The sequence below is a fragment of the Anabaena sp. WFMT genome (assembly GCF_051781005.1).
In the GTDB taxonomy this organism is placed as follows: Bacteria; Cyanobacteriota; Cyanobacteriia; order Cyanobacteriales; family Nostocaceae; genus Anabaena.
This window is the reverse complement of sequence record NZ_JBPWOA010000026.1, coordinates 135,967-159,430: the sequence shown is the minus strand read 5'-3', so window position 1 is coordinate 159,430 and position 23,464 is coordinate 135,967. Positions and strand designations below refer to the sequence as shown.

Genomic DNA, 23,464 nt, shown 5'->3' with positions numbered 1-23,464 from the left:
TCTCTGACTCTCTCTACTTTCATGAAAGGCAGAGCCTTCTAAAATTCATTCCCATACAGAGTATGGGAACGAGAAATTAACAATTACCAATTACCAAAATTATGAACTTAACTACAACATATTTAGGCTTAGAATTAAAATCTCCTCTTGTACCTTCTGCTTCTCCACTTTCAGAAGAAATTGATAATATTAAATTAATGGAAGATGCGGGTGCTGGTGCTGTTGTTATGCACTCGTTATTTGAAGAACAATTAAGTTTAGAAAAGTATGAACTTCATCATCATCTAACTTATGGTACAGAAAGTTTCGCGGAAGCTTTAACCTATTTCCCTGATATAACTAATTTCCGAGTTGGCCCAGAAGAATATTTAGACCATATTCGCAAAGCTAAAGAAAAAGTCGATATTCCCATTATTGCTAGTTTGAATGGTTCTTCTGTCGGTGGTTGGACTGAATATGGTAAGCTCATTCAAGAAGCAGGAGCATCTGCACTGGAATTAAACATTTACTATGTGCCGACAGACCCGGATTTAATTAGTCAAGATATCGAACAAAATTATATTAATATTCTCAATGCTGTTAAAGCCGCAGTTACTATTCCTGTAGCAGTGAAACTCAGTCCTTATTTTACTAATACTGCGAATATGGCTAAACGTTTAGATGATGCTGGGGCTGATGGTTTGGTTTTATTTAATCGTTTTTATCAACCAGATATCAACTTAGAAACCTTAGAAGTAGAACCTCATGTATTGTTAAGTACTCCCCAAGCAATGCGTTTACCTCTGCGCTGGATTGCTATTCTGTATGGTCGCATCAATGCCGACCTAGCTGCAACCAGTGGTATCCACAACGCCCATGATGTTTTAAAAATGCTCATGGTTGGAGCTAATATTACTATGCTTTGTTCTGTGCTGATGCGGCATGGTATTGACCATATTCGGTGTATTGAGCAGGAAATGCGCGAATGGATGGAAAAACACGAATACGAGTCTGTAAAGCAATTACAAGGCAGTATGAGCCAGTTAAACTGTCCTAATCCTAGCTCTTTTGAACGCGCTCAGTATATGCGATTGCTCCAAACTTACAACCCAGAATGGGGCAGAATCTATATACCGTCTTAAGAATTCGTAATTCGTAATTATCTCTTCTGCCCCCTGCTCCCTACCACTCCTGAATCCTGACTTCTGCTGTATGAAAAAACGAATTGGTATTTTAACTAGTGGTGGTGACTGTCCTGGTCTAAATTGTGTAATTCGCGCTGTTGTTAGTCATGCAACACTTACATTCAATTGGGAAATATTGGGTATTCCTTATGCCACCCAAGGTTTACTTGAGCGTCAAACCATGCCTTTAAATATGCACGGTTGGGATTTGCGGGGAATTGATCCTTTAGTCAACATGGGGGGAACGATTTTAGGAACTATCAATAAAGGAGATACTTTAGCCCATGCTGATGAAATTTTAGCCAGTTATGAAGCATTAGCTTTAGATGCTTTAATTGCTATTGGTGGTGATGGTAGTTTAAATATTATTCATCAGTTAGCTAATTTAGGTAATTGGAATTTAGTCGCCATTCCTAAAACGATTGATAATGATGTGGCTTTGACAGAACGTGCAATTGGCTTTGATACGGCTGTTAATACTATTGTCGATGCTCTCAATCGTCTCACATTCACCGCTGCAAGTCACGATCGCGTGATGATTGTGGAAGTCATGGGACGCACAGCCGGTCATTTGGCGCTACAATCAGGAATTGCCGGGGGTGCAGATGTGATTTTAATTCCTGAATTACCCTATACTATTCGGGGTTTATGTGAACATTTAGCCCAATTGCGTAATCGCTGGCAACGAAAATTTGCCATCATTGTAGTTGCAGAAGGCGCTTCTCATTGTTCAGAAGATTTGGATAATACAGCTAGTTGCACTTCTCCTAAATGCGGTCGTGGTCAATACATTGCTGAACAAATTGCTAGTTGCAGTAATAATCAAATTGACACGAGAGTTTCTGTTTTGGGACATATTCAGCGCGGTGGTATTCCTTCAGCATTAGACCGTCTCACAGCAACAGTTTTTGGTAAAACAGCAATTGATTTAATTGCCCAAGAAAAATACGGACAAATGTTAGCTTGGCAAAATGGAAAAGCTGTACCTGTTCCCATCTCAGAAGTAGTAACTCACAGTCCCGCACTCGTCGATTCTCATGGTGATCTAGTCCAAGTAGCCCACTCTTTAGGCATTTATGTAGGGGGATAGGGGACTGGGCGCAGGGGGCAGGGAGCAGGGAGCAGGGAGCAGGGAGCAGGGAGCAGGGAGCAGGGAGCAGGGGGCAGGGGGCAGGGAGCAGGGAGCAGGGAGCAGAAGAGATAATTACGAATTACGAATTACGAATTATTTGATCGATGTTTCGCAATAATTCATTAGCAGTATAGGGTTTGAATAAAACTGCCTGTACTTCTGTATTGGCTGATTCTGGCAATATTTCTATTGTACTTAGCCCACTACAAGCGATTACTTGGACTTGTGGATTCATTCTTTGCAAAGTGCGAATAGCCGTGATACCATCCATTTCGGGCATCATCATATCCATTAAGACGGCACTGATGCGCTTTTTGTGTTGAGCATAAAGTGCGATCGCTTCAATGCCATTACTAGCAGTTATCGTTTGATAATTATATTGTTCGAGGATGATTTTAGCGACATCACGAATTTGAGGTTCATCATCTACCACCAAAATCAATTCTCCTTGTCCTGAAGGCATTTCCAAATCCTCTATTGCCGGAATTTGAGACTCTTCTACAGACGGCAAGAAAATCTTAAATGTACTGCCATTAGCCACTTCGCTAGAAACTGTTATAAAACCATCATGGCTTTTAATAATTCCCAACACTGTTGACAAACCTAATCCTGTTCCAGCACCAACTTCTTTAGTGGTGAAAAATGGCTCAAAAATTCTATTTAATATTTCTGGTGTCATTCCCACACCAGTGTCTTTAACTGTAATAACAATGTGATGCCCAATTTTGGATTCAAAATTCATCCGCGTATAGGTTTCATCAATAAACATATTTTCCGCAGTAATTTGGAGACTACCTCCTTCTGGCATCGCATCACGAGCATTAACTACCAGATTCATCAGGACTTGATGTAGTTGTGTCGTGTCTCCAGAAACAGCCCATAGGTCTTCGGATATCTGAGCCGCAAATTCGATAGATTTGGGAAATGTCTGTCTACCAATTTGAATGATATCTGCAATTAAATGTTTAACTTGTACAATTGCCCGTTCTCCTTTTAATCCTCGCGCAAAAGATAACACTTGCTTGACTAAACCTGCCCCGCGTTTAGCATTATTTTCAATGATTGTCAATAGTTGGGGATGGCGTTCTTGATCTTTGACAAATTTACCTTTGAGTAATTGCGCTGCGCCTAAAATGGGTGTCAATATATTGTTGATGTCGTGGGCGATGCCACCTGCCAGAGTCCCGATACTTTCTAGACGCTGGGTGCGATAAAACTGTTCTTCTAGTTCTTTTTTCTTAGTAATATCAGTATCTACAATCAGGATAGATTTGGGTTGTCCCTCAGAATCAAACATCAGTGTCCAACGACTTTCAACGATAATTTCTTGGCCGAATTTAGTTTTTCTACGTAACTCACCATGCCAAGTTCCAGACTTAACTACAGTCTGGAGTGCAATTACTTCTGGCTGTAGCGAAGTTGTAGAGTAGAAAATATCCCTGAGGTTTTTACCCAAAGCTTCATGATTTTGCCAACCGTATATCTTTTCTGCACCTTGATTCCAAAATAAGATTTCGGTATGGAAATCTCGCACGAAAATTGCATCGGTAGCAATATCGAGTAGGGATGCTTGTTCGTGGATTTTTTGTTCTGCCTGCTTTCGTTCGGATATGTCTCTAGTTGTACCGAGCATCCGTACTGGCTGATCGTTTTCGTCATAATAAACCTTACCTCTGGCACTTAACCAATGTAGGCTGCCATCAGTCCAAATAACTCGATGTTCGGAAACAAATTCAACTTTTTGCTCAATGGCAATTTTTACAGCTTGAGTGAAATTATTACGGTCTTCAGGATAGATTAAATAGAGAAAGTCTTCGGGGCTGGGGCATAATGTATAACTCGATAAACCATAAATTGGCCCCATATTGCTAGACCATTGGGTTTTGTTGGTCTGGATTTCCCAATCCCATATACCCATGTTGGCAGCTTCTAGGGCTAAAGTCAGTCGTTCTTCGGTCTTCCTGCGTTCTTCTTCTGCTTGTTTGCGTTCTGTAATATCTTCGGCAATACCACCAAAATATTGAATCTGTCCTTGTTCATTTTTGATAGGAAAGCATCTAGCCAAGATCCAGCGTATTTCTCCATCTGGTTTTACAAGCCGATACTCTAGATTAGAACGATTATCCTTTTGGAAATTCTCCTGTATTTGTGCCAAAATGCGATCGCGGTCTTCTGGATGAATAGGTTCTGTCCACGATTGAGGATTGTCGAACAGACTTTGGCAACTCCGACCCCATATTTTCTCATAAGCAGAATTTACATATACAGTTGCGCCGCTATTGCAGCATTTGATCCAGATGATTTGTGCTTGAATATTGTCCCCAAATTGGCGAAATTTTTCCTCACTCTCCCGCAGTGCTGCTTCTGTCTGCTGACGCTCAATAATTTCCTGTTGCAGAGATTGATTAATAACAACTAGTTCGGCAGTACGTTCTACTACCCGTATCTCTAACTCTTCAGAGGTTCGGCGTAACGCTGCTTCTGCTTGCCTGCGTTCAGTAATATTGCACAATAACCAACACCAGCCACACCACTGTTTTTGGGGATCATACATGGCTGCAATCCTCACGTTAGCAGGAAAAGACTCTCCATGTCGTGGCTTAAGTTCAATTTCCCATTCTTGGAACTGCTGGAAATTTCTCAGTTGTGATGTAATGTTGTATCGATCTGGTTGAGCAATAAAAATCCCTATTGGCTTGCCTATTAAGTAATTTTGGTCTACCGATAGTAACAATGAGGCTGCATGGTTGGCTTCTTGAATTAGACCCAATTTATCAGTTACTACATAACCATAAGGAGTAAATTGAAACAAATCTTGATAACGTCGGCGCTCTAATTCTGCAATCTCACGAGCAACGGCCAGTTGTTCATTTTGTTGAATTATTTCCTCTTCAAATATTTGCATTTCTTCTAAAGTTTGCTGAAGTTCTTCGTTAATTTTTACTTCTCCGGCAACTTGTTCTTCTACCCATCTTTGTAAAAGATTCTGAGTATTATGGACTACTCCCTCTATTTGCTGGTTATTTTGTGGCGATTCATCTGTTGACTTACCTAAATATTGCTGTGTAGCTTTGGCAATACCGACTATTTTCACTAGATCCAATTCTTGTAATAAGCTAGATTCAGTGACTATTCCTACCAATTTTCCCCCATCATCCACAATTGGTAAATGGTGAATTTGATACTGCTTTAACAGCAAAAAAGCTGTGGAAATATCTTGAAATTCTGATTGTTTTAATGTGATAGGTTGTTTTGTCATCACTTCAGCCATTGTCTTACTAGATAAATCCAGTCCCAATGCTGTTAATCTCAATACGTCTGTAAGGGTGAATATTCCTACTAACTGCGTTTCTTTTACCACCAAAACATAGCTAGTGACTTTTTGACTCGATTTGCGGCTTGGCAATGACGCTGAAAAGTTGATGAGTTCTAAGCTATTACTTTGTTCTTGATTCATCAAGATAATAGCATCGACTACATAACTATCAAGACTAATCGTCAAGGGATAACGATCAATAACTTGATGTAGATTTGGCAAATCAATCAGTTGCTCGTTGAATTGCATAGTAAATCGTCGATTTTAATTATCTTATTGATATCCGGGCATAATTTAAGGCTGTTTAATCAAAAGGTTCCAAATCCTAAATTTTTGACTTTTTAGAAGTATTTATGCATTTTTATTGATTAATATAGATACTTTACTCTTGCTGAGTCAGCACAGAATAGAGACAATATTAATCCTTTGGATACGACTTTAAATAAATTTTAGAGCCTACAGTTTTATCCCTATTTCTAACTCTACCACTAAACCTCTTGACAAAGGTACAGGGTTAAGATTGTCTATATAGTTACCAAATTGTTGTTGCCAAACATCTCATTGGTGTTTAATTCTTTCCCCCTGCTCCCTGCCCCCTGCCCCCTTCAACCTTCTGCTTCCGCTGCTGCAATTTCTAATAGAGTTTTGAGTACAGAGTCAGGGTTGAGACTGATTGAATCAATTCCTTCTTGGACAAGGAAGCGGGCAAATTCGGGATAATCGCTAGGGGCTTGACCGCAGATACCAATTTTGCGTTTAAACTGTTTTACAGTAGCGATCGCTCTGGCAATAGTTCTCTTGACAGCTGGATTGCGTTCATCAAATAGATGTGCCACCAACTCAGAATCCCGATCTAGTCCTAAAGTTAATTGTGTCAAGTCATTGGAACCTATGGAAAAGCCGTCAAAGACTTGGCTAAACTCATCAGCTAAAATCACGTTACTGGGTAACTCACACATCACATAAACTTCTAAACCATTTTCGCCCTTTACCAATCCATTTGCTGCCATTTCCTCCAGTACACGCCGTCCTTCTTCAGGAGTGCGACAAAAGGGAACCATCAAAATCATATTGGTTAAACCCATTTCATTCCGTACCCGCTTCATAGCTTCACATTCAAGGGCAAAACCTTCACGGTAACGAGGATCATAGTAGCGAGAAGCACCACGCCAACCAATCATCGGATTTTCTTCTTTCGGTTCAAATTGTCTACCACCCAAGAGGTTCGCATATTCGTTACTCTTGAAATCTGACAAACGGACAATTACAGGTTTAGGATAAAAAGCAGCAACAATTGTCCCAATCCCTTGTGCAAGTTTATCAATAAAGAATTCGGCTTTATTTTCGTATTGGGCAGTTAACTCAGCAATTTTGTATTTAGCAAGTTCATCTTCTAAATCATCAAAATGCAGTAACGCTAAAGGATGGGCTTTGATGTGGTTAGCAATAATAAATTCCATCCTGGCTAAACCCACACCATCATTAGGAATTGCTGTTAAACCTAATGCCTCTTCTGGGTTGCCCACATTCATCATCACTTTAGTACGGGTGCGGGGCAAATTTTCTAAAGGTAATTCTTTGACTTCAAAGTTCAATAAACCTGCATAAACTTTGCCTGTTTCCCCTTCTGCACAACTAACAGTAATATCTTGTCCAGTTTGTAATTCTGTCGTCGCATTACCACAACCGACAATCGCTGGAATGCCCATTTCTCTGGCAATTATGGATGCATGACAGGTTCTACCACCAGAGTTGGTAACAATAGCACTGGCTTTTTTCATAATTGGTTCCCAGTCTGGATCTGTGCGGTTTGTCACTAGCACATCTCCCGCTTGAAATTGTTGAATTTGAGACGCGTCAAGAATGACTTTAGCTTTACCTTGACCAATCATTTCCCCGACACTACGACCTGTTAATAAAACTGTACTTTTTTCTTTGAGATGATAACTTCTCAGAACGGTTTTCGATTTTTGAGATTGTACTGTTTCTGGTCTAGCTTGGACAATAAATAATTCTCCTGTTACCCCATCTTTTGCCCATTCAATATCCATTGGCGTGTACATACCACGCACTTGGGAATAATGGTCTTCAATAATGCAAGCCCAGTTTGCTAGTTGGAGAATTTCGTCATTATTTAGGGCAAATTGGTTGCGTTCTGAGGGGAGAACAGAGACATTTTTAGTTAATTTCATCCCTCCTAAGTCATAAACCATCTTAATTTCTTTTGTCCCCAAACGTTTTTGGAGAATTGGTTTAAATCCTTGTTTGAGAGTTGGTTTAAATACTAAATATTCATCTGGGTTAACTGCACCTTGAACGACGGTTTCACCCAAACCATAGGCAGCAGTAATTAATGCTGCATCTTTAAAACCTGTTTCTGTGTCAATGGAGAACATCACACCAGAACAAGCTAAGTCAGAACGTACCATTTTTTGTACACCCACGGAAAGGGCTAACTCGAAATGGTCGAAACCTTTGTTTTGACGGTAGGAAATTGCGCGGTCAGTGAAAATAGAAGCAAAGCACTTATGACAAGATTCTAATACACCCTTGAGTCCGTGGACATTGAGATAGGTTTCTTGCTGTCCTGCAAAACTAGCGTCTGGTAAGTCTTCGGCTGTGGCACTAGAACGTACTGCAACATCCGTATCTTCACCGTATTCTTGGCAGAGAATTTGATAGGATTGTGCGATCGCTTGTTGTAATTCTAGCGGAAATGGCGTGTTTAGCATCAGCAACCTAGCTTGTTGACCACATTGCCGCAGATTATCTATATCCTCTACATCTAAAGAAGCAAATATCTTTCTGAGTTTTATCTCTAAACCTGCTCCGGTAATAAAGTATCTATAAGCATACGCAGTAGTAGCAAACCCGGTAGGAACTTGTACTCCTTTGGAACTCAGTTGTTGAATCATCTCTCCTAAAGAGGCATTTTTTCCACCTACGAAGGGAATATCTGCAATTCCTACGGTATTAAATGGTAAGACTAGTGCTTGTTCTTTGGATAATAGGCGCTCATTTGCTTGATTTTGTTGTATTTCTCGCATATTTTGGAATCCTTTAAAAGCTATAAATATTTTGATGAAGCAGTTTTTAAGTAAATTGATCTACTTCTGAATTACACCATTATTTTTATACAGGCTAAATTTGAGGAACTTGTGAAGATATAACTAGTAAGGCTGTGCAGAAATCAAAATTCAAAATTCAAAAAACTTAATGGCACAGACTTGTTGTTAATTTTGTATTTTTTTCTCCGTAGGAGTATGGAAGGTTGATTTCCGCCATCCTGTACAAGAAGAAATGTAAAGTAAATATTATTGGTTCTCATGAACCTATTATGCCAAATAAATAATTTATGGGGCAACGGGCAAGAGTACAAGCTATGGAAGCTTTATTTTTCCTATTTTTGTTACCTCTCACTTTAAGTCAGCATACTTGCAGCGGAAGAACCTTATCATTGCTAGATTAAAGTTAATGTATAGTAATATTACCGAATATATTATTATTAAAAGTTTCCTCACAACTTCCTCATATTCATAAATTATAGTTGAGAATTATAAATACTTGTTGTGAATATCTCTGAGTTTTTCTCATGGCTATCCTCAATGGGTGAACACATTTTAAAACCGGATTTTAGAAATAAATGAATTATTGTCCCTGTTGTTCTAATTTACTTTTACAACATATACGCAAGTCTGAAACTTACTGGTTCTGTCGTAGTTGTTGGCAAGAAATGCCAGTGTTTACTCAGATTCTTTTCTGTTCCTTGCCACAAACTGTTTTAAGTAAAACCCCTATAAAAATTCAACAACAAAAACGGGTAAGTCAGTATACTTACTTGCGTGAACGACATTTTACTAATGGGTGGATAGGAGTAAAGAATTTATCTAATACCAATTCTATGTAAGGTTGCGCCAAATAAATCCTGTAGAAACGTTTTCGGAAACGTCTCTATCAGGGTTGTAAAACGCGCATATTTAATTTTTGGATCTGTCCATTGATTAACGAGTTTTTAAAAGATTATCGCTTTTTTCTCGCACCTAATAACATCTAATCTAGACTGTTGATAGTAATTAAAGCCTAGATACAGCTGTTTTTTATATTTTGCTCTATCGAGCATAGATAAATCTAACCAACCATACACCAAGCCAGCCTAAGAGAGAATATATGATGATTGCAATTAAGGCATTTACATCAAAAATGTTCGCGCCACCACCAGAAACGGGACTGATAAATAAGGTGGAAAATGGCGCAATGAAGGGAGCAGAAAGATTGTAAATAAACTGGGCAAATGTATTTTGCGTATTTGCACCAGAAAACCGCAGCAAGAAGCGTAATATAAGTAGGATTTCCAGCAATCCCACTAGAAGGTAAATGCTATTGATAATCCAGGCAAACGTAGCACTACGTTTACCAGTTTCCAGCCGTCCCTCTTCTTGTTGCAGTCGGAAAGCTTCTTCTTCACTCCGAAGTTCTTGTCTCCGCTCAGAATTGCTTTGTTCATGAGGATCTTTATTCATTGATGATTCCCCAGATTAATCAGTGGTATAGATTGAAAACTATTCATGATGTTTAATTTGTTATGGGTTGGAATTGGCTGAATTGCAATTTGGGTCTAGGAAGAAGATCTGCCATTAATTCTGTGCCAAACAAATACAGCGATAACTGCACCTATAACAGCAATGAAAATACCAGAAGGAGTGAGAGTAGAACCAACCAGTGCAAACTTTCCAGTCGTTATCAGAGTGGTTAGTGTACCGCCAACAAATGCACCGATGATACCTAAAACCAGAGTTCCAAGAATGCCACTTCCTCTGGCAGCCGGGTCAATCGCTTTAGCGATCGCACCTGAAATTAAACCTAATACAATCCAAGCAATAATGGTCATAGTCACAATACCTTTTTGTAAGAAGTCAGGAGTTAGGAGTCAGGAGTCAGCGGTGTAAATTTTTATCGACCGCTATTTTATTGCCAAACAAATACTTTGGCTTCGTAAGATCCCAAGTCTGTAATAATGCCATCATCCCCAGATTCGATATCATAATTACCTGTCCACTCGTGCCATTTTCCATTGGCGGGGAAGTTAGGAATGTGATATCCTGCCAGGAAATTGTCTGAAAAATTCGCCACGACAACTATACGAGAGCCTTCATCATTCCATCGGCTGTAGGCTAAAACTTTAGTCTCGGCATTTTCGTGGAAAAAATCAATATTTTCTGTGTAAAGTGCATGATTATTTTTCCGCAGCCCAATCAAGCCTTTGTAGTATTCAAACAAGCTGCTATTTAGGTCATTGCCCATCAATTTCCAATCTATTTTGGATGATTCAGGTGTTTTGTGCTTGTACTCACCAAACTCTTCTCCCATCCAAATCAGCGGTACACCAACTGCTGTCATCAGTAGAGCAGCACCCAGCTTAATTCGCTTAAATGCTTCTTCATCAAATATCTTGCGATCGCCTAACTCTACCATTAAGTGATTGTGGTCGTGGTTAGTCAGGTAATTGACAACATTAGTCGCACCCATGAAACCTTGTCGTTTGCAATCAATCACATCCTTGAGGCTTTCTAAATCAAAGGTGTCACCGCAAATATGTACTGTAATGACATGACGGAAACTATCGTGCCAGCAACCATCCATCGGTCCATCTGCATTGGTGATGCTAGGTGTCTCAGGAATATGTTCGGCAACGGTGTAAAAAGGCTTCATACTAGCAGCTTTTTTGGCTTCCTGAACAATCCAGTGCATTAAGTCATAGTTAGCAATTTGCCGGGCAGCATCGAAGCGAATACCGTCAGTATGATACTCCTCAATCCAAAAACGCACATTATCGCCGACAAACTGCCGGGCTGGGTATGTGTCTAAAGTTTCATCGTAGAGTTCGTAGTTAAACTCTGGTCCCCAGTTGTTATCAGGGTCGCGAGGAGAGTGGTGATACCAGTAATCGTGGTCAATCTGGGTGAGAGGGGCTTCTGATTCCGAGTGGTTATATATCCCATCCATGATGACGCGGATACCTCGTTCATGGCATGAGTCGATTAGCTGTTTTAACCCCGATGTTGAGCCGTAGCTAGATTCGGTAGCAAAGAAGTGTCGAGGGTTGTAGCCCCAGCTATGATCTCCTGGATATTCCTTGATGGGCATCAATTCAATGGCGTTAATACCCAGTTCGCAAAGGTGATCTAATTTTTCAATAACGTGCTTATACTTACCGCGAGTGTCAGTATCATCCTCACCCCCGGAAAAATCGCCAACGTGAAGTTCATATATGACTAACTCATGATCTGCTGGCAGCGGCTTGTCATCGTGTTGCCAGACGTAGGTATCAATAATGCGATCGCCGTTTTTGATGCACACTACCGCATTCTGGCTGGAGTTATCAATATCTGTTGCGTAAGGATCTATGACTTCTACCCATTGGTCTGGTTCAAAAAACCAGCTACGGGATTGAATGCGAAATTTATATTGATGATTGCCGTCTTCCAATTCTACATGGGTACGGAAATAACCGTCTTCACTTTTTTCCATAGCGATTTCTTCCCAGTTGGAAAAAGATCCGATTAATACCGCTCCTTTATTGTAGGGAGCAAACAGCTTGAATTCAATTGAGTTAGCCATAAAACCTATTGGGAGTCAAAATTCTTAAAAATGCCAGGAAAATGTTTATCTAGATCCACTTAGTAAAAGTACTATTGGCTAAGTTAAGTTAGATGGTGTAGTTGAAATGAATGCAACTAGACTCATCTTCAGGCAAAATTTTTGGGCTTGGCAAATTGAAATCATATTAGTTTTTAAATGTCAGTTATTTGTTCAAAAACTAACTGTTTTATCTATCAGTCAGTTGAAGCAAAGTAGAAAATCTAGATAGCCTATTCACTATCTAGATTTGCTGGATAAATCATCCTTATACCAATTCTGTATGATAGCTTATATGGCGTAGCCATAGATGCGCCAAAAGGATCATCATGTTTAAGTTTGTGTTGAACCTTGCTGCACAAATTTCTTGAGCGCAGCCTCAAAAAGAAATGGTATTAATCGATTGTCTTTTTGACTGCATCTTTCACATTTTCAACAGTATGCTGAACTGCTGCTTCTACCTGTTTTGCCTTACCCTCTGCTTGATTTTGGGGATTTCCAGTCAGATCGCCTACTGCTTCTTGAACTTTACCTTCAATATTTTTGGCGGTTGCCTTGATTTTATCTTCTAAGCTCATAATCTACTCCTGATTAAATTTGAGAACTGCTTGGTTGAGTCAAATTAATGACTGCATTTCTACCATGATTGTCACAGGCTGTTGGTTTATTTACTGATTGAATTGATTGAATTGATTGAATAAGATACAAAATTTATGAGAAACAGTTTGGAAATGAAACTTTAGTTGAGTAATTAGGAGGATTTTAAATCTCTTGAACTGTTATAGCGTTTCCTAATCACATGAGATAGTCATAAGTAGGTAAGCACAATAAAACCAAATTGTGTAAAGAAAAGTAAACAAGGCTAAAACCCTTTTTCTCCCTGCTCCCTGCTCCCTGCCCCCTGCCTTATCCCAACGACAATTTTTAACGCCAACCTACTTAGTCCCCTCTACGAGACAGCGGGGAGAGGATTGGGGGTGGGGTTCTTGTAGGTCACTCAAGCGAGAAACGCTATATTAATCTTTCAGTTCCTGTTGAGGAAGTAGCAAAGTGGCTTCAATTTCTTGCCGAACTGCCGTTGTCACTTCGCAGTTACTATTCAAGCAATCGACTAGGAGTTGATTGGCATTGTAGTAGCTTTCCAGCACTTGCTGTTGCTCAGGGCTAAACTGCCAGGGATGGTTAATATGCCGATGTTGAGCGATCGCACCTTTCAACTGTTCCACCCAGGTTGAATAGTTTTGCTGCCACCAGTTTTGAAGCCGTTCCCGGTTTTGACTGGAAGATGGCAATTGGTCTTTGAGTTGCTGTAGAGACTTATAAAATCCAGCATCCAGAACCATCACCAGAATATTGTTGAGTGCTTCGCTACAGGCATGGGCATAGGCAAAGTTTTGACTATGATCAATCGCCGACTCTAGCAGCAAACTATCTAAGGCCGCATCTAAAAACATCCCCTGATCAAGGGTGCTGGCTAACGCTAACTTAGCCGCTGTCTGGGGTGACTGGGCAAGGGCAAGATAAAATCCCCGTGATGTTGCCACATTGGGACTTGTCGACACTGTTTGGGATTTTTGGCTGGCCCACATCAAAAATTCTTGCAGATAGGGGTCTTGAGCAACTAAGACATCAATTTGCTGCTTCATTAACTGCACTAAGAAATCTGCACTTCGCAACATGGCAGCCGTTAACAAGAAAACTTCGCGCCAGTGCGGATCACTGATATGACCCACCAATCCTCCCAAAGCTTGCTCTAATGCCTTCAGATTATGACTAGCAACGATTTTTCGCGCCGTGAAGTATTCTTGAAATGCTAAATAGGAAAACGAAAAAATTCCTCGCGCTCGTTCTGTGAGTAACCCATGTTGAGCTTCGATTTCTTTCAGCATTGCTTCGCTTTCAAGTTGGAGTGCCTCTGGTTCTATAGTTGCGTTAGGCAAATTTCGTAAATAGTCCCCAATATATTGCTCAATAACCCGTTGCTCAAAAAAATACTGCCCCTGTTCAAAGGTAACAGCCGCAAGCTGATTCAGCAGCTTCAACTTTTGAGGCAATAAAAGCCCTCGATCAACATCATCCCGGTCGATGCCTTTAGATTCATCCCATTTGCCCAGCAGCAAATCCAGTCCTTGCTTATAAAATTCTGTCCGTTGAGTCGGAAATTTATCCTGATCATGAAACATCGAGCAAGCTAGATGCAAAAACAGTGGTGTTACCGCCATTTGCCGATACTGCTTGTTTTCTGGCAAGTCCAATTTTTGCATAAACTGAACAGACTGATCTTGTCCTGATTGAGCAGTTGTTTTGGTAAGTGTCACAAACCACTTTTGGGCGAAAGTGATGATTTGAGTCTGGGTAAAGGGAGCAATTTCTACATCCGTAAAGCCCCGCAGTTGCAGTTTTCGGGCAGCGGTGCGGCAAGTTGCCACGAACTGATTTTTGTGATATTTTTCCGAGAACTTGCGAATCTCTCTCAGAACCGCTGTAATGTCCTGGTTTAGCACTTCATCCATACCATCTAGCAGCAGCATGACTCGACCTGCTTGCAATAAGCTTTCAATCACAGTCGGGTGGGAAATTCCAGAAGTGAGAAATGTCTGATGAATGTAAGTTAGGAGGCTGAATTTACCATTATGCCTGGACTCTTCGGCAAAATCTCTCAGATCAATGAATATCGGCACTTGATTGGCGGCAAACTTACCCTGATTACACTGAATAGCCAAATGTTGCAGAAAGACGGTTTTGCCGACTCCTGGTTTACCAAGCACTCTGAGCTTCGAGTAAGTTTTAACAGCCTGTATCCCTGGTATTTGCTTCTGATTAGGGACTTCCAATCCCACGGGATCAAATTCAGCGGGTTTCAAGTTTTGCAGGTCAGCAATCTCAGTCCACTGTTGACTGGCAATTTCTTCCAAAATATTCACATCTACATAAATGTCATCAATGCTGACGGGATGGCTGATTTCTAGTAACTGCAAGATGCCACACTGGTTTTGAATAGTGTCCCGGCGTTGCGATCGCACCTGTTGCACCAGACTATCAATATCCAGAGAGGTGGTCTCAACCAGCTTTCCGGGTTCAGGAAATTCCGCAGGTGCATTATCCGCAATCTCTCGCCAATCTAAATCTAAAATTGCACAAATTTCCATAAAAATTTGGCGATCAACGGGTTTCCCTGTGAAAAATCGCCAAATCGGCTGGCGGGTCTTTACGTTCACTTCCGCTGCCAAATTTTCCTGTGTCCACCCCTTCAGAGCAAACGCGCGTTTAGCCTGTTGAATTCCCGACGGGGATGCCTGGTGCGATCGCTTAACCATAAAACAGGGAGAAAAAACTTATTAAAAAACATTCTCTCAGATGAATGACGAATCCCCAGCCAGGTTTTCTGGTCAGATATTCATTTCTTGACCACCAATGCCGTAAGCGAAAACCAAGCTGATAGGTAAGTGTCGCCAAAGATTTGGGTCTTGGGAATCAGGACTCTTGCCCTTGGAGGAAATGTCAGACTTTCTATCCGTATTTCTCACAAACAATGTAATCGCAATTTGTATAACCCGTATAGAGAATCGGTTTCAGGCATTTTTTACGGGGTTGATTTTTGATGCAGTGTGAAACTCCAGAATCCAGATTTTATAAGGGTTTGAGAATTTTGGTGAGAAATCCGGGTCTAGTACTACGAAGTCCTGAAGGCTATTCCCAATGAATTGGGAAGCCCTGTCCGTCTTACGGCAGGGTATTTCACTTTTTGAGTATTATGCGATCGCAATCAAGCCTTTTTCACACTATGGCAATTCTATTTGAGTTAAGGGACTTCCAAATAAAAAAATGTACAAAAATTTCTTGTGGTGCAGGACGAAAAGCCCGCTCATCAATTAGTTGGTTTAGCAACTCAACCACTTAGTCATAACTCAGACATTAAAAATATGAATAAATGTAATAAAATCCCTGAAGAGAAGATTTAAGTGTTGCGTTTACACAAGAATTTATATGACATTTATCCATCTTGATCAACGAGATGTGTTGTTAAATTAACGGTCTGTAATCTTAAAATGCCCCCAGTAAAATTTAATGCGTAGAAATGAATTCTTTGATGCCTATGTGAGAAGACACAGACATAGATAGTGAATATGCTTTATTCGGATTATTTTCGGGCATTTCTTGCCAACAATGGCGACAAAATAGAACTACTTGATGGTTGCGAATGTGGCGTAGTAGCTTGTTGGAGCAACAAAGACAGTTAGACATAATTTTTTTTAAACCTCATCCTAAAAAAAGTTTTTTTATAGCAGACTAAACTTGTTTTAAAGAACTGGGTTTAATCTTCCTTTAATTTAGTAGGCAAATTTGAAGAAAGTTTGAAGATGCCGACAATGTAACAAAGAAACAATGATTAGATACTTTTCGACACAAATATAGGAAGCAGGAGGCAGGAGATACAAGGTTGGCGTTAAAAATTGTCGTTGGGATAAGGCAGGGGGAAGGGTTCAGGGTGCAGGGGGAAAAAGGGTTTTAGCCTTGTTTACTTTTCTTTACACTGTTTGGTTTTATTCTGCCCACCTACTTAATTACAAATTACGTAAAGCCCTTGCGGGCATAGCCTGCCGTAAGCACTATTACTCATTACCACCCAAGGTAGTCACAAACTTGATCGACTAGTAATATGGGATCAAAAGGTTTAGCGATCGCACCAGCTACCCCCAAACTCAATAAACGCTGGGGTTCGGTAAAATCAACCTTCGCTGTAATTAGCACCACAGGAATAGATTGGATATTGGGATCTGCTTTCAAATATCGTAGAAATGTCATACCGTCCATTTCTGGCATCATCATATCCAGAACAATAGCATCGGGCTGTTCTTTCATAGCCTTAACTAAACCTTCCTTACCCGAACTAGCAGTAATCACATCCCAACCAGCAATATCCTCAAAACAGGACTGGACTATCTCTTGAATAAATTCTTCATCATCAACAACCAAAATGCGTCTGGTGGTCATTTTTGCCACCTCAATACCATCTTTAGTCCAAACATATTTAGTCTAAAAAATCTCAAAGTCTGCATCTAGAGGCTCTATTTTGCTCAATAACCTGGAACTTGTTTTATCCAGCTTATAAAAAATAATTGAAGAAAACTTGAAGTTGGTAAAGTTCATACATCCCAATGAAAAGCATTTGCCACCAAATCAGCTAAAATCAAGGGATCAAACGGTTTGGGGATAACCCCAGCAACGGCTAATTGAGAAAACCGAGCTTGATCAGCAGGTTGAACCTTAGCGGTTAACAGCACAACAGGAATCCTTTGAGTCACAGGATGTAGTTGTAATTTTTGAAGCGTCTCTAAACCATCCATTTCGGGCATAGATACATCCAACAGTATGCCATCTGGTAATTTAGACTCAGCTACTAACAATCCTTCTTTACCTGAACCAGCAGTAATAACTTCCCATTCTCCTATATCTTCCAGGCATCCCTGAATCACTTCCTGAATTACCTCTTCGTCATCAATTACCAAAATGCACTTTATGGACATAACATCATAATTCGTAATTCGTAATTTGTAATTTGTAATTTGTAATTCGTAATTATCTCTTCTGCTGCCTGCCCCCTGCTGCCTGTTCCCTGTTCCCTGTTCCCTATTCACTGTTCCCTATTCACTGTTCCCTGTTCTTTTTAAGGTGAAATAAAAACTACTGCCTTCACCCATAGTACTTTCAGCCCAAATATTACCATCATGTTGTTGAATAATCCGACGACATATAGCTAGTCCTAAACCTGTTCCCCCTTTTTCACGAGAATCAGAAGCATCAACTTGTTGAAAACGATCAAATATTGCTTCAATTTTGTCTAGTGGAATTCCTCTGCCTTGATCTTTCACTTGAAATCTAACCAGGGAATGAGGTGAAGAAGACCCAGAGCAATTATCAATATCTTCACAGCATTCAACATTTACCCAAATAGTCGTATGCGGAGGAGAAAATTTAATTGCATTACTTAACAAATTAGTCAAAGTTTGAATAATGGCATCAGGATTTGCCCAAATTTGGATAGATGGAGAATTTACAGATAGGGTAATCTGATTTTGTTCCGCACTAGATTGCATAGTATCTACAGATTTGCGGATTAGTGTCGCTGCATCACAACTTTGCATTACCAAAGTCATTTTTCCCGATTCCAATCGTCCCAAATCTAGGATGTCATTGACTAACCGCACCAGTCGGTCTGTTTGCTCTGAGGCAATTTGTAACATCCGTTTTCCCTTTTCTGGCTTTTTGTCGTAGACTCCCGCAGCTAACAATCCTAATGAACCACGAATAGCGGTGAGGGGGGTACGAAGTTCATGACTAACAATAGAAATGAACTCATTTTTCATTTGAGCAATTGCCCGACTGGCGGTAATGTCTTCCATTGTGCCAACATTAGCAATAAATTTATTATTTTCAGCAAAAATAGGCGCACTTTGTACTCGTGCGTAGCGAATTGTGCCATCTTTATGAACATACCGAAGTTCTTCATATACAGTTCCTTGCTGTTCTGAAAAGGCTTGAATCCACTGAGGAGTAATTTGCTTTCGGTCTTGAGGATGAACAAATTCCAACCATCCAAATCCCAAGGCTTCGGCAAAGGTGTATCCAGCAATTTCCTGAGCGCGAGGATTAGTATAAATACACTGCCCCTGAGCATCGTTCATAAAAATGCCCATTGGTGAAAATTCACTTAAAGAACGAAATTTGGCTTCACTTTGCCTTAATGCTACTTCTGCCCTTTGACGCTCTTTCAGTTCTAGTTGGAGTTGAGCATTTGCCTGACTGAGTTCTATAGTGCGTAAGGCTACCCGGCTTTCTAATTTTACATTTGCCAGTTTTAACGTTGTTTCTGCTTGTTTTCTATCTGTAATATCTCGTTGAATGGCAATCCAATGAGTAAACCAGCCTCTTTCATCTTTAACAGGGATGATATTTAATTCGACCCAAAACTCAGAGCCGTCTTTGCGGTAATTGATCATTTCTACTTGGACTGGTTGCCAAGTTTGGAGATTGGCTCTGATTTTATCTAATGCTGCTTGTTCGGTCTTTTTTCCCTGGAGAATGCGCGGTGTTTTTCCTAATATTTCTGCTGAGGTATATCCTGTCATTTGCGTAAATGCAGGATTGACATAAACAATCTGTGGCCCTGGTAAATCTATGGGTTCGGCTGCGGTAATGAGAATGGCATCATTGCTGGTAACAATTACAGATTCTAGTAGTCTGAGTTGTTCTTCTCGTTGTTTGCTTTCACTAATATCTGTGACAGTGCCAATATAGCTAATTACTTCTCCATTGTTTGTTTGTTCCACTACTGCTTGAGTGAATACCCATGTCACTACACCATCAGGACGGAGAAATCTGAATTCCGCAGCAATAGATTTTTCTTGGTTTTGAGTGGTTTGACTCCATATTTGAATAATGCGATCGCGATCGTTTGGATGCAAAGCTTGTACCCAGCCTGTTCCCAGCGCCTGATCAAAGGTCATTCCAGTTATTTTGCACCACTGTTCATTCACATAGAGACAATTTCCTACTGTATCGGTGCGAAAGATGCCAACGGGAACTGCTGCGGCTAAACTGGCGTAACGCTGTCTACTTTCTCCTAGCAGTTGCTGGTTGACTTGTTCTAGTTTCTTTTTACTTCTTTGTAAGTCATAACTGAGTAAACTGATGATTGAACTATTTGCAAAAAATAACCCTAACAAAATAAAATCGTTCCAAGTTGCAGGAGTAAAGCTGTAGATTGGGGGAATAAAAAAATAGTTAATTGTCAATACCGATAGTATGGTTGTCTTTAACCCTAATCGGAGTCCGCCATACCAGGTAGAAACCGCAACCGCCACAAAAAAAAACGAAGCGATCGCATTTGTGAGTACAGATTTCAGTTGCCAGGTCATGAAGAGGGCAGTGCATACGGCGAGCATAGCTATCGCTAATGAACTAATAGCACCTATATAAGGGGAAAATCGCTGGTAAATTCTTGCATTCATAGCACTTTTCATGCCCTTAAATTTCAACTCGCTTGAGACGACGGATAATTCTCGTTGTTAGTTCTGTTATATCTGTAGACTTACTAATATAATCGTCTGCCCCAACTGTAAATGCTTGATCAAGATCACTAGCTTTATTGTGTATTGACCAAAATATGACGGGTAAGTTGTACCATTTAGGGTCATTTCTGACCACTTTACACAAATCCAATCCACTAAAATTTGGCATTTCTTGATCTAGCACTAATATATCTGGAGTGGCATCTGTCAGCACATCCCAAAAATGTTTTGAATTATTAAGGACTATCACTTCTAGTCCTAGAGGTGACAATAAACTAGATATATGTGAGAGTGCTGTTAAATCATCATCTACTACCATCACACGATGACGAGATTTGACTTGATTGCGATTCAAAATCCCGGTTACTGCTTTGAGAATTTCATAAGTTGGTAAGGGTTTTTGTAAAAAAAGACACCCGCCTAAATTTGCTACTTCGAGTCTGTCGGTTAAATTGCCCTTACCTGTGAAGGTTAATACAGGAATTTTCGGAATTTGCTGTCTTAGTTGTTTAAGTAATGTTAGTCCAGTTTCTGTGGAACTAGGAAAATTCAGATCGAGTAAAACAATATTAGGGGGATTTTGGGTGATAGCTTTTCGGGCTACATCTAGGTCTGTAGCGATTTCTACCCTTAACCCCCAAGCGATCGCTTCAATTCTAATTCTTTCTGCCAAAATTAGATCATCATCCACAATTAAGATCAATGGCGAATAAGAAGTTTGATCTGATTTTGATTCTAATTCTGGTGTTTTATGTATCTCTGCTGCTAACATTTTCACCAATTTAAAAATTTGCTGGCTCTGCAACTCCTCTATCTTGATTTGCGGTTCTAACAAATTTTCTAACTCTCTAGCAATTTCAGAGCCTTGGATTAAGCCAAAAATACCTAAGGAGCCGGCTAATTTATGTGCTTGATATTGTGCCTGCTGTTTTAATGCAGGTGTGAGTTTTCCGATTGCTAATAAGTCACTAACTTGCTCTAAAACAGCAAATTGTTCTGCAAATTTGCCTTTAAATTTCTCCCAAATTTTATACGTGCTGGATTTTACCTTTTGTTGGTAAGATTTTTCTGGTTTCTGAATGTCACTAGATAAAACTACAGCAGTAGCAGATGCTTGTAATTGAGATGGAGGTCTAAGTTTATAACCTAATCCATGCACAGTTTCAATAGGGTCTGATGACCCAGCCGCTTTAAGTTTTTGGCGTAAACATTTAATATGGGTACTAACTGTTTCCTCTCCAGGTGTATCGGCAAAATCCCATAATTTTTCGAGAATAGCACTACGGCTAAAAATCCGTTTGGGATTAAGTAAAAAAAGTTCTAATAAACAATACTCTTTAGGAGTTAGGTGCAGCAGTTTATCTTGACAAGTTACCTCACTATTAATGGAATCAAAGTACACATTTTCCCAAACGATAACTGATGATGGGATAGCTTTTCCTCTCCGTAACAAAGCGCGAACTCGTGCCATCAATTCATCTATATTACATGGTTTAACCACATAATCATCTGCACCTGCATCTAACCCCATCACTCGGTCAGTTGTACTATCTTTTGCAGTCAGTAGTAGAATAGGACTTTGATATCCCTGCGAGCGGAGTTGTTTACAGACGCTGATACCGTCAAGCTTGGGAAGCATGAGATCCAACAGAATTAAATCATATTCATAAGTTGTTGCTAGTTCTAAACCAGCTTGTCCATCTATTGCTAGGTTAACTGTATAGTGATGAGCAATCAGGTTGCTAGTAATTACTGAACTAGTAAGCTGGTCATCTTCTACCAACAAAATTTTCATGATGGTATATATCTATTAATTTGTTAAATAAGTTTGTAATTATTTGTAATTTTTAATGTCTAACCTGATTAATTTTTTCTATTAGACATCTTCAGCAATTAAATATGTGTTATCCAGAACTTTTGCATAGGCGCTCCATACAACGTCTATACTTGAGTGGAAATGTCTATTAAAATAGTAACAAAAATTTTCCCTAACTGTTGTTTTTAGCTAAAAAGCCCAGGAATTAGTTCAGAGGCTTGATTTAGGGACTTCCAAATAAAAAATATCCCATCGTTGTGATAACGTAGCGTGACTTAAGTCATAGGCAGGGGGCAGGTTTACCCTGAGTTTCGAATTGTCTTCGACACACTACGTGAACGCTCAACTACCGCGTAGTCGAAGGGGAGCAGGGGGAGAAAAAGTCATTTTGATTCCAGAAATTGAATAATTTATTTTTTGGAGTTCCCTTATTGACCAATGATTCCTTGATGTTATAAACCACTAGATTTATCAGTGGAATCAATCTAAAATCTAAAATTCCTAAGCCCCCAGATTTATCCGTGGGGTCAATCCAAAATCCAAAATCGTTCGACTAACGCGGTAGTTGAGCAGTTCGACCCTTCGGCAAGCTCATTGTAAGACTTGTGGAAACTCACGACGAAGTTTAAAATCCCAAATTTTCTGACAGTTTATCTTGTAATTGAAAATTGATATCGGATGTTGCTAATTGCTAATGAATTCTCAGTAATGCCTCAATCTTCTTCCCATGTCTCATGATCAAGCAGGTCAATAATTCTATCTCTGAGCAAATATTCATTTTTTTCTAGTTCTTGCTCAAAATAAGCCCATTCACGATCAGGAATATATTTACCAAGGGTATAAATTGGCTGTTGACGGTTAACAAGTCCCTTTTTGGCAAGTTGAAGTGCTTCTTCCTTGATAACCTCAATGTCATATCTAATAGCGGTATCCATAGCTTTTTCTCTCGTTTTTAATCAAGGAATTAAGAGATAAAATTATACTTTTTATCTCTACTTTAAACGTATCAAAAAATTGGTTGATTTTGTGAAAAATCACAAGATTAATTTTTACTAGTGCAGGCATGGCAAAATTTCAAAAGCGAATAAAGCAGATTGTAGATAAATGAGGCTTCGCCGTGAGCGTCAGCCGATAGCTTGCGTGGCGTAGCCATACGGTGCAGGATCTAAATTTAAAGCCAGATTCCAAGCCAGTGTTACTCCTAACTCCTTGTCCTGACGTGGCGTTAGCCATAGTGTGTCGAAGACAAGCCGATAGCGTAACGTGGTGTAAGGCATAGGGCTAAATTCTGCTGTAAGAGTAAGCCACAAAATATACTAAAAACGGGTT

The 23,464-nt window shown here is 39.9% G+C and carries 16 protein-coding genes; 2 read left to right on the top strand and 14 right to left on the bottom strand.

Translation table 11 applies throughout. The features are described 5' to 3' along the window. Positions 1–101: 101 nt before the first annotated feature. Together ACSQ6I_RS17690 and ACSQ6I_RS17685 are read left to right on the top strand one after the other, a co-directional pair. The gene (locus tag ACSQ6I_RS17690) at positions 102–1,121 is read left to right on the top strand and encodes a dihydroorotate dehydrogenase-like protein (RefSeq protein ID WP_438891606.1); all 1,020 of its coding nucleotides are present in this window, start codon (positions 102–104) and stop codon (positions 1,119–1,121) included. 70 nt (positions 1,122–1,191) lie between these two features. Next, on the top strand, positions 1,192–2,253 hold the full coding sequence (locus ACSQ6I_RS17685) for an ATP-dependent 6-phosphofructokinase (RefSeq protein WP_438891605.1): 1,062 nt from the start codon (positions 1,192–1,194) through the stop codon (positions 2,251–2,253). Between the two features lie 121 nt (positions 2,254–2,374). Here the strand turns inward: ACSQ6I_RS17685 and ACSQ6I_RS17680 are convergent, their stop codons facing one another. The 14 genes from ACSQ6I_RS17680 to ACSQ6I_RS17615 form a co-directional block, all read right to left on the bottom strand. Next, positions 2,375–5,860, bottom strand: coding sequence for a PAS domain S-box protein (locus ACSQ6I_RS17680; protein WP_438891604.1), 3,486 nt, complete (start codon positions 5,858–5,860; stop codon positions 2,375–2,377). A gap of 356 nt (positions 5,861–6,216) precedes the next feature. After that, the gene (ppsA, locus tag ACSQ6I_RS17675; RefSeq protein WP_438891603.1) at positions 6,217–8,658 is read right to left on the bottom strand and encodes a phosphoenolpyruvate synthase; all 2,442 of its coding nucleotides are present in this window, start codon (positions 8,656–8,658) and stop codon (positions 6,217–6,219) included. 1,062 nt (positions 8,659–9,720) lie between these two features. Beyond that, positions 9,721–10,131: a YggT family protein gene (locus ACSQ6I_RS17670; protein WP_438891602.1), complete on the bottom strand. Its 411-nt coding sequence runs from the start codon at positions 10,129–10,131 to the stop codon at positions 9,721–9,723. 95 nt (positions 10,132–10,226) lie between these two features. After that, entirely contained in the window at positions 10,227–10,499 is a 273-nt protein-coding gene (locus ACSQ6I_RS17665; RefSeq protein ID WP_438891601.1) for a GlsB/YeaQ/YmgE family stress response membrane protein, read from the bottom strand. Between the two features lie 77 nt (positions 10,500–10,576). Further along, on the bottom strand, positions 10,577–12,229 hold the full coding sequence (locus tag ACSQ6I_RS17660; RefSeq protein ID WP_438891600.1) for an alpha-amylase family glycosyl hydrolase: 1,653 nt from the start codon (positions 12,227–12,229) through the stop codon (positions 10,577–10,579). A gap of 413 nt (positions 12,230–12,642) precedes the next feature. Then, positions 12,643–12,825 (bottom strand): CsbD family protein, encoded by a 183-nt coding sequence (locus ACSQ6I_RS17655; protein ID WP_438891599.1) that lies wholly within the window; start codon positions 12,823–12,825, stop codon positions 12,643–12,645. Positions 12,826–13,263: 438 nt separating this feature from the next. Next, positions 13,264–15,465 carry an NACHT domain-containing protein gene (locus tag ACSQ6I_RS17650; RefSeq protein WP_438891598.1) on the bottom strand — a complete coding sequence of 734 codons (2,202 nt, stop codon included), beginning with the start codon at positions 15,463–15,465 and terminating at the stop codon, positions 13,264–13,266. A 171-nt stretch (positions 15,466–15,636) separates the two neighbouring features. Further along, on the bottom strand, positions 15,637–15,774 hold the full coding sequence (locus ACSQ6I_RS17645) for a hypothetical protein (protein WP_438891597.1): 138 nt from the start codon (positions 15,772–15,774) through the stop codon (positions 15,637–15,639). A gap of 1,093 nt (positions 15,775–16,867) precedes the next feature. Beyond that, positions 16,868–17,242, bottom strand: a complete 375-nt coding sequence (locus ACSQ6I_RS17640; protein WP_438891596.1) for a response regulator — start codon at positions 17,240–17,242, stop codon at positions 16,868–16,870. Positions 17,243–17,394: 152 nt separating this feature from the next. Beyond that, complete coding sequence (locus ACSQ6I_RS17635; RefSeq protein WP_438891595.1) at positions 17,395–17,775, bottom strand: response regulator; 381 nt, start codon at positions 17,773–17,775, stop codon at positions 17,395–17,397. Positions 17,776–17,892: 117 nt separating this feature from the next. Continuing rightward, a complete protein-coding gene (locus tag ACSQ6I_RS17630; RefSeq protein ID WP_438891594.1) occupies positions 17,893–20,271 on the bottom strand; it encodes a PAS domain S-box protein in 2,379 nt (792 codons plus the stop codon). Between the two features lie 4 nt (positions 20,272–20,275). Beyond that, the gene (locus ACSQ6I_RS17625) at positions 20,276–22,114 is read right to left on the bottom strand and encodes a response regulator (RefSeq protein WP_438891593.1); all 1,839 of its coding nucleotides are present in this window, start codon (positions 22,112–22,114) and stop codon (positions 20,276–20,278) included. Positions 22,115–22,848: 734 nt separating this feature from the next. Then, a complete protein-coding gene (locus ACSQ6I_RS17620; RefSeq protein ID WP_438891592.1) occupies positions 22,849–23,070 on the bottom strand; it encodes a DUF4327 family protein in 222 nt (73 codons plus the stop codon). Positions 23,071–23,259: 189 nt separating this feature from the next. After that, a complete protein-coding gene (locus ACSQ6I_RS17615; RefSeq protein ID WP_438891591.1) occupies positions 23,260–23,412 on the bottom strand; it encodes a hypothetical protein in 153 nt (50 codons plus the stop codon). Positions 23,413–23,464: the final 52 nt, after the last annotated feature.

Excerpts from the sequence above, each read along its gene's own strand:
- ACSQ6I_RS17660 (WP_438891600.1), bottom strand. The coding sequence starts at position 12,229 with ATGGCTAACTCAATTGAATTCAAGCTGTTTGCTCCCTACAATAAAGGA.
- ppsA (WP_438891603.1), bottom strand. The coding sequence starts at position 8,658 with ATGCGAGAAATACAACAAAATCAAGCAAATGAGCGCCTATTATCCAAA.
- ACSQ6I_RS17655 (WP_438891599.1), bottom strand. The coding sequence starts at position 12,825 with ATGAGCTTAGAAGATAAAATCAAGGCAACCGCCAAAAATATTGAAGGT.
- ACSQ6I_RS17615 (WP_438891591.1), bottom strand. The coding sequence starts at position 23,412 with ATGCCTTACACCACGTTACGCTATCGGCTTGTCTTCGACACACTATGG.
- ACSQ6I_RS17625 (WP_438891593.1), bottom strand. The coding sequence starts at position 22,114 with ATGAAAATTTTGTTGGTAGAAGATGACCAGCTTACTAGTTCAGTAATT.
- ACSQ6I_RS17680 (WP_438891604.1), bottom strand. The coding sequence starts at position 5,860 with ATGCAATTCAACGAGCAACTGATTGATTTGCCAAATCTACATCAAGTT.
- ACSQ6I_RS17635 (WP_438891595.1), bottom strand. The coding sequence starts at position 17,775 with ATGTCCATAAAGTGCATTTTGGTAATTGATGACGAAGAGGTAATTCAG.
- ACSQ6I_RS17630 (WP_438891594.1), bottom strand. The coding sequence starts at position 20,271 with ATGAAAAGTGCTATGAATGCAAGAATTTACCAGCGATTTTCCCCTTAT.
- ACSQ6I_RS17665 (WP_438891601.1), bottom strand. The coding sequence starts at position 10,499 with ATGACCATTATTGCTTGGATTGTATTAGGTTTAATTTCAGGTGCGATC.
- ACSQ6I_RS17690 (WP_438891606.1), top strand. The coding sequence starts at position 102 with ATGAACTTAACTACAACATATTTAGGCTTAGAATTAAAATCTCCTCTT.
- ACSQ6I_RS17670 (WP_438891602.1), bottom strand. The coding sequence starts at position 10,131 with ATGAATAAAGATCCTCATGAACAAAGCAATTCTGAGCGGAGACAAGAA.
- ACSQ6I_RS17640 (WP_438891596.1), bottom strand. The coding sequence starts at position 17,242 with ATGACCACCAGACGCATTTTGGTTGTTGATGATGAAGAATTTATTCAA.
- ACSQ6I_RS17685 (WP_438891605.1), top strand. The coding sequence starts at position 1,192 with ATGAAAAAACGAATTGGTATTTTAACTAGTGGTGGTGACTGTCCTGGT.
- ACSQ6I_RS17620 (WP_438891592.1), bottom strand. The coding sequence starts at position 23,070 with ATGGATACCGCTATTAGATATGACATTGAGGTTATCAAGGAAGAAGCA.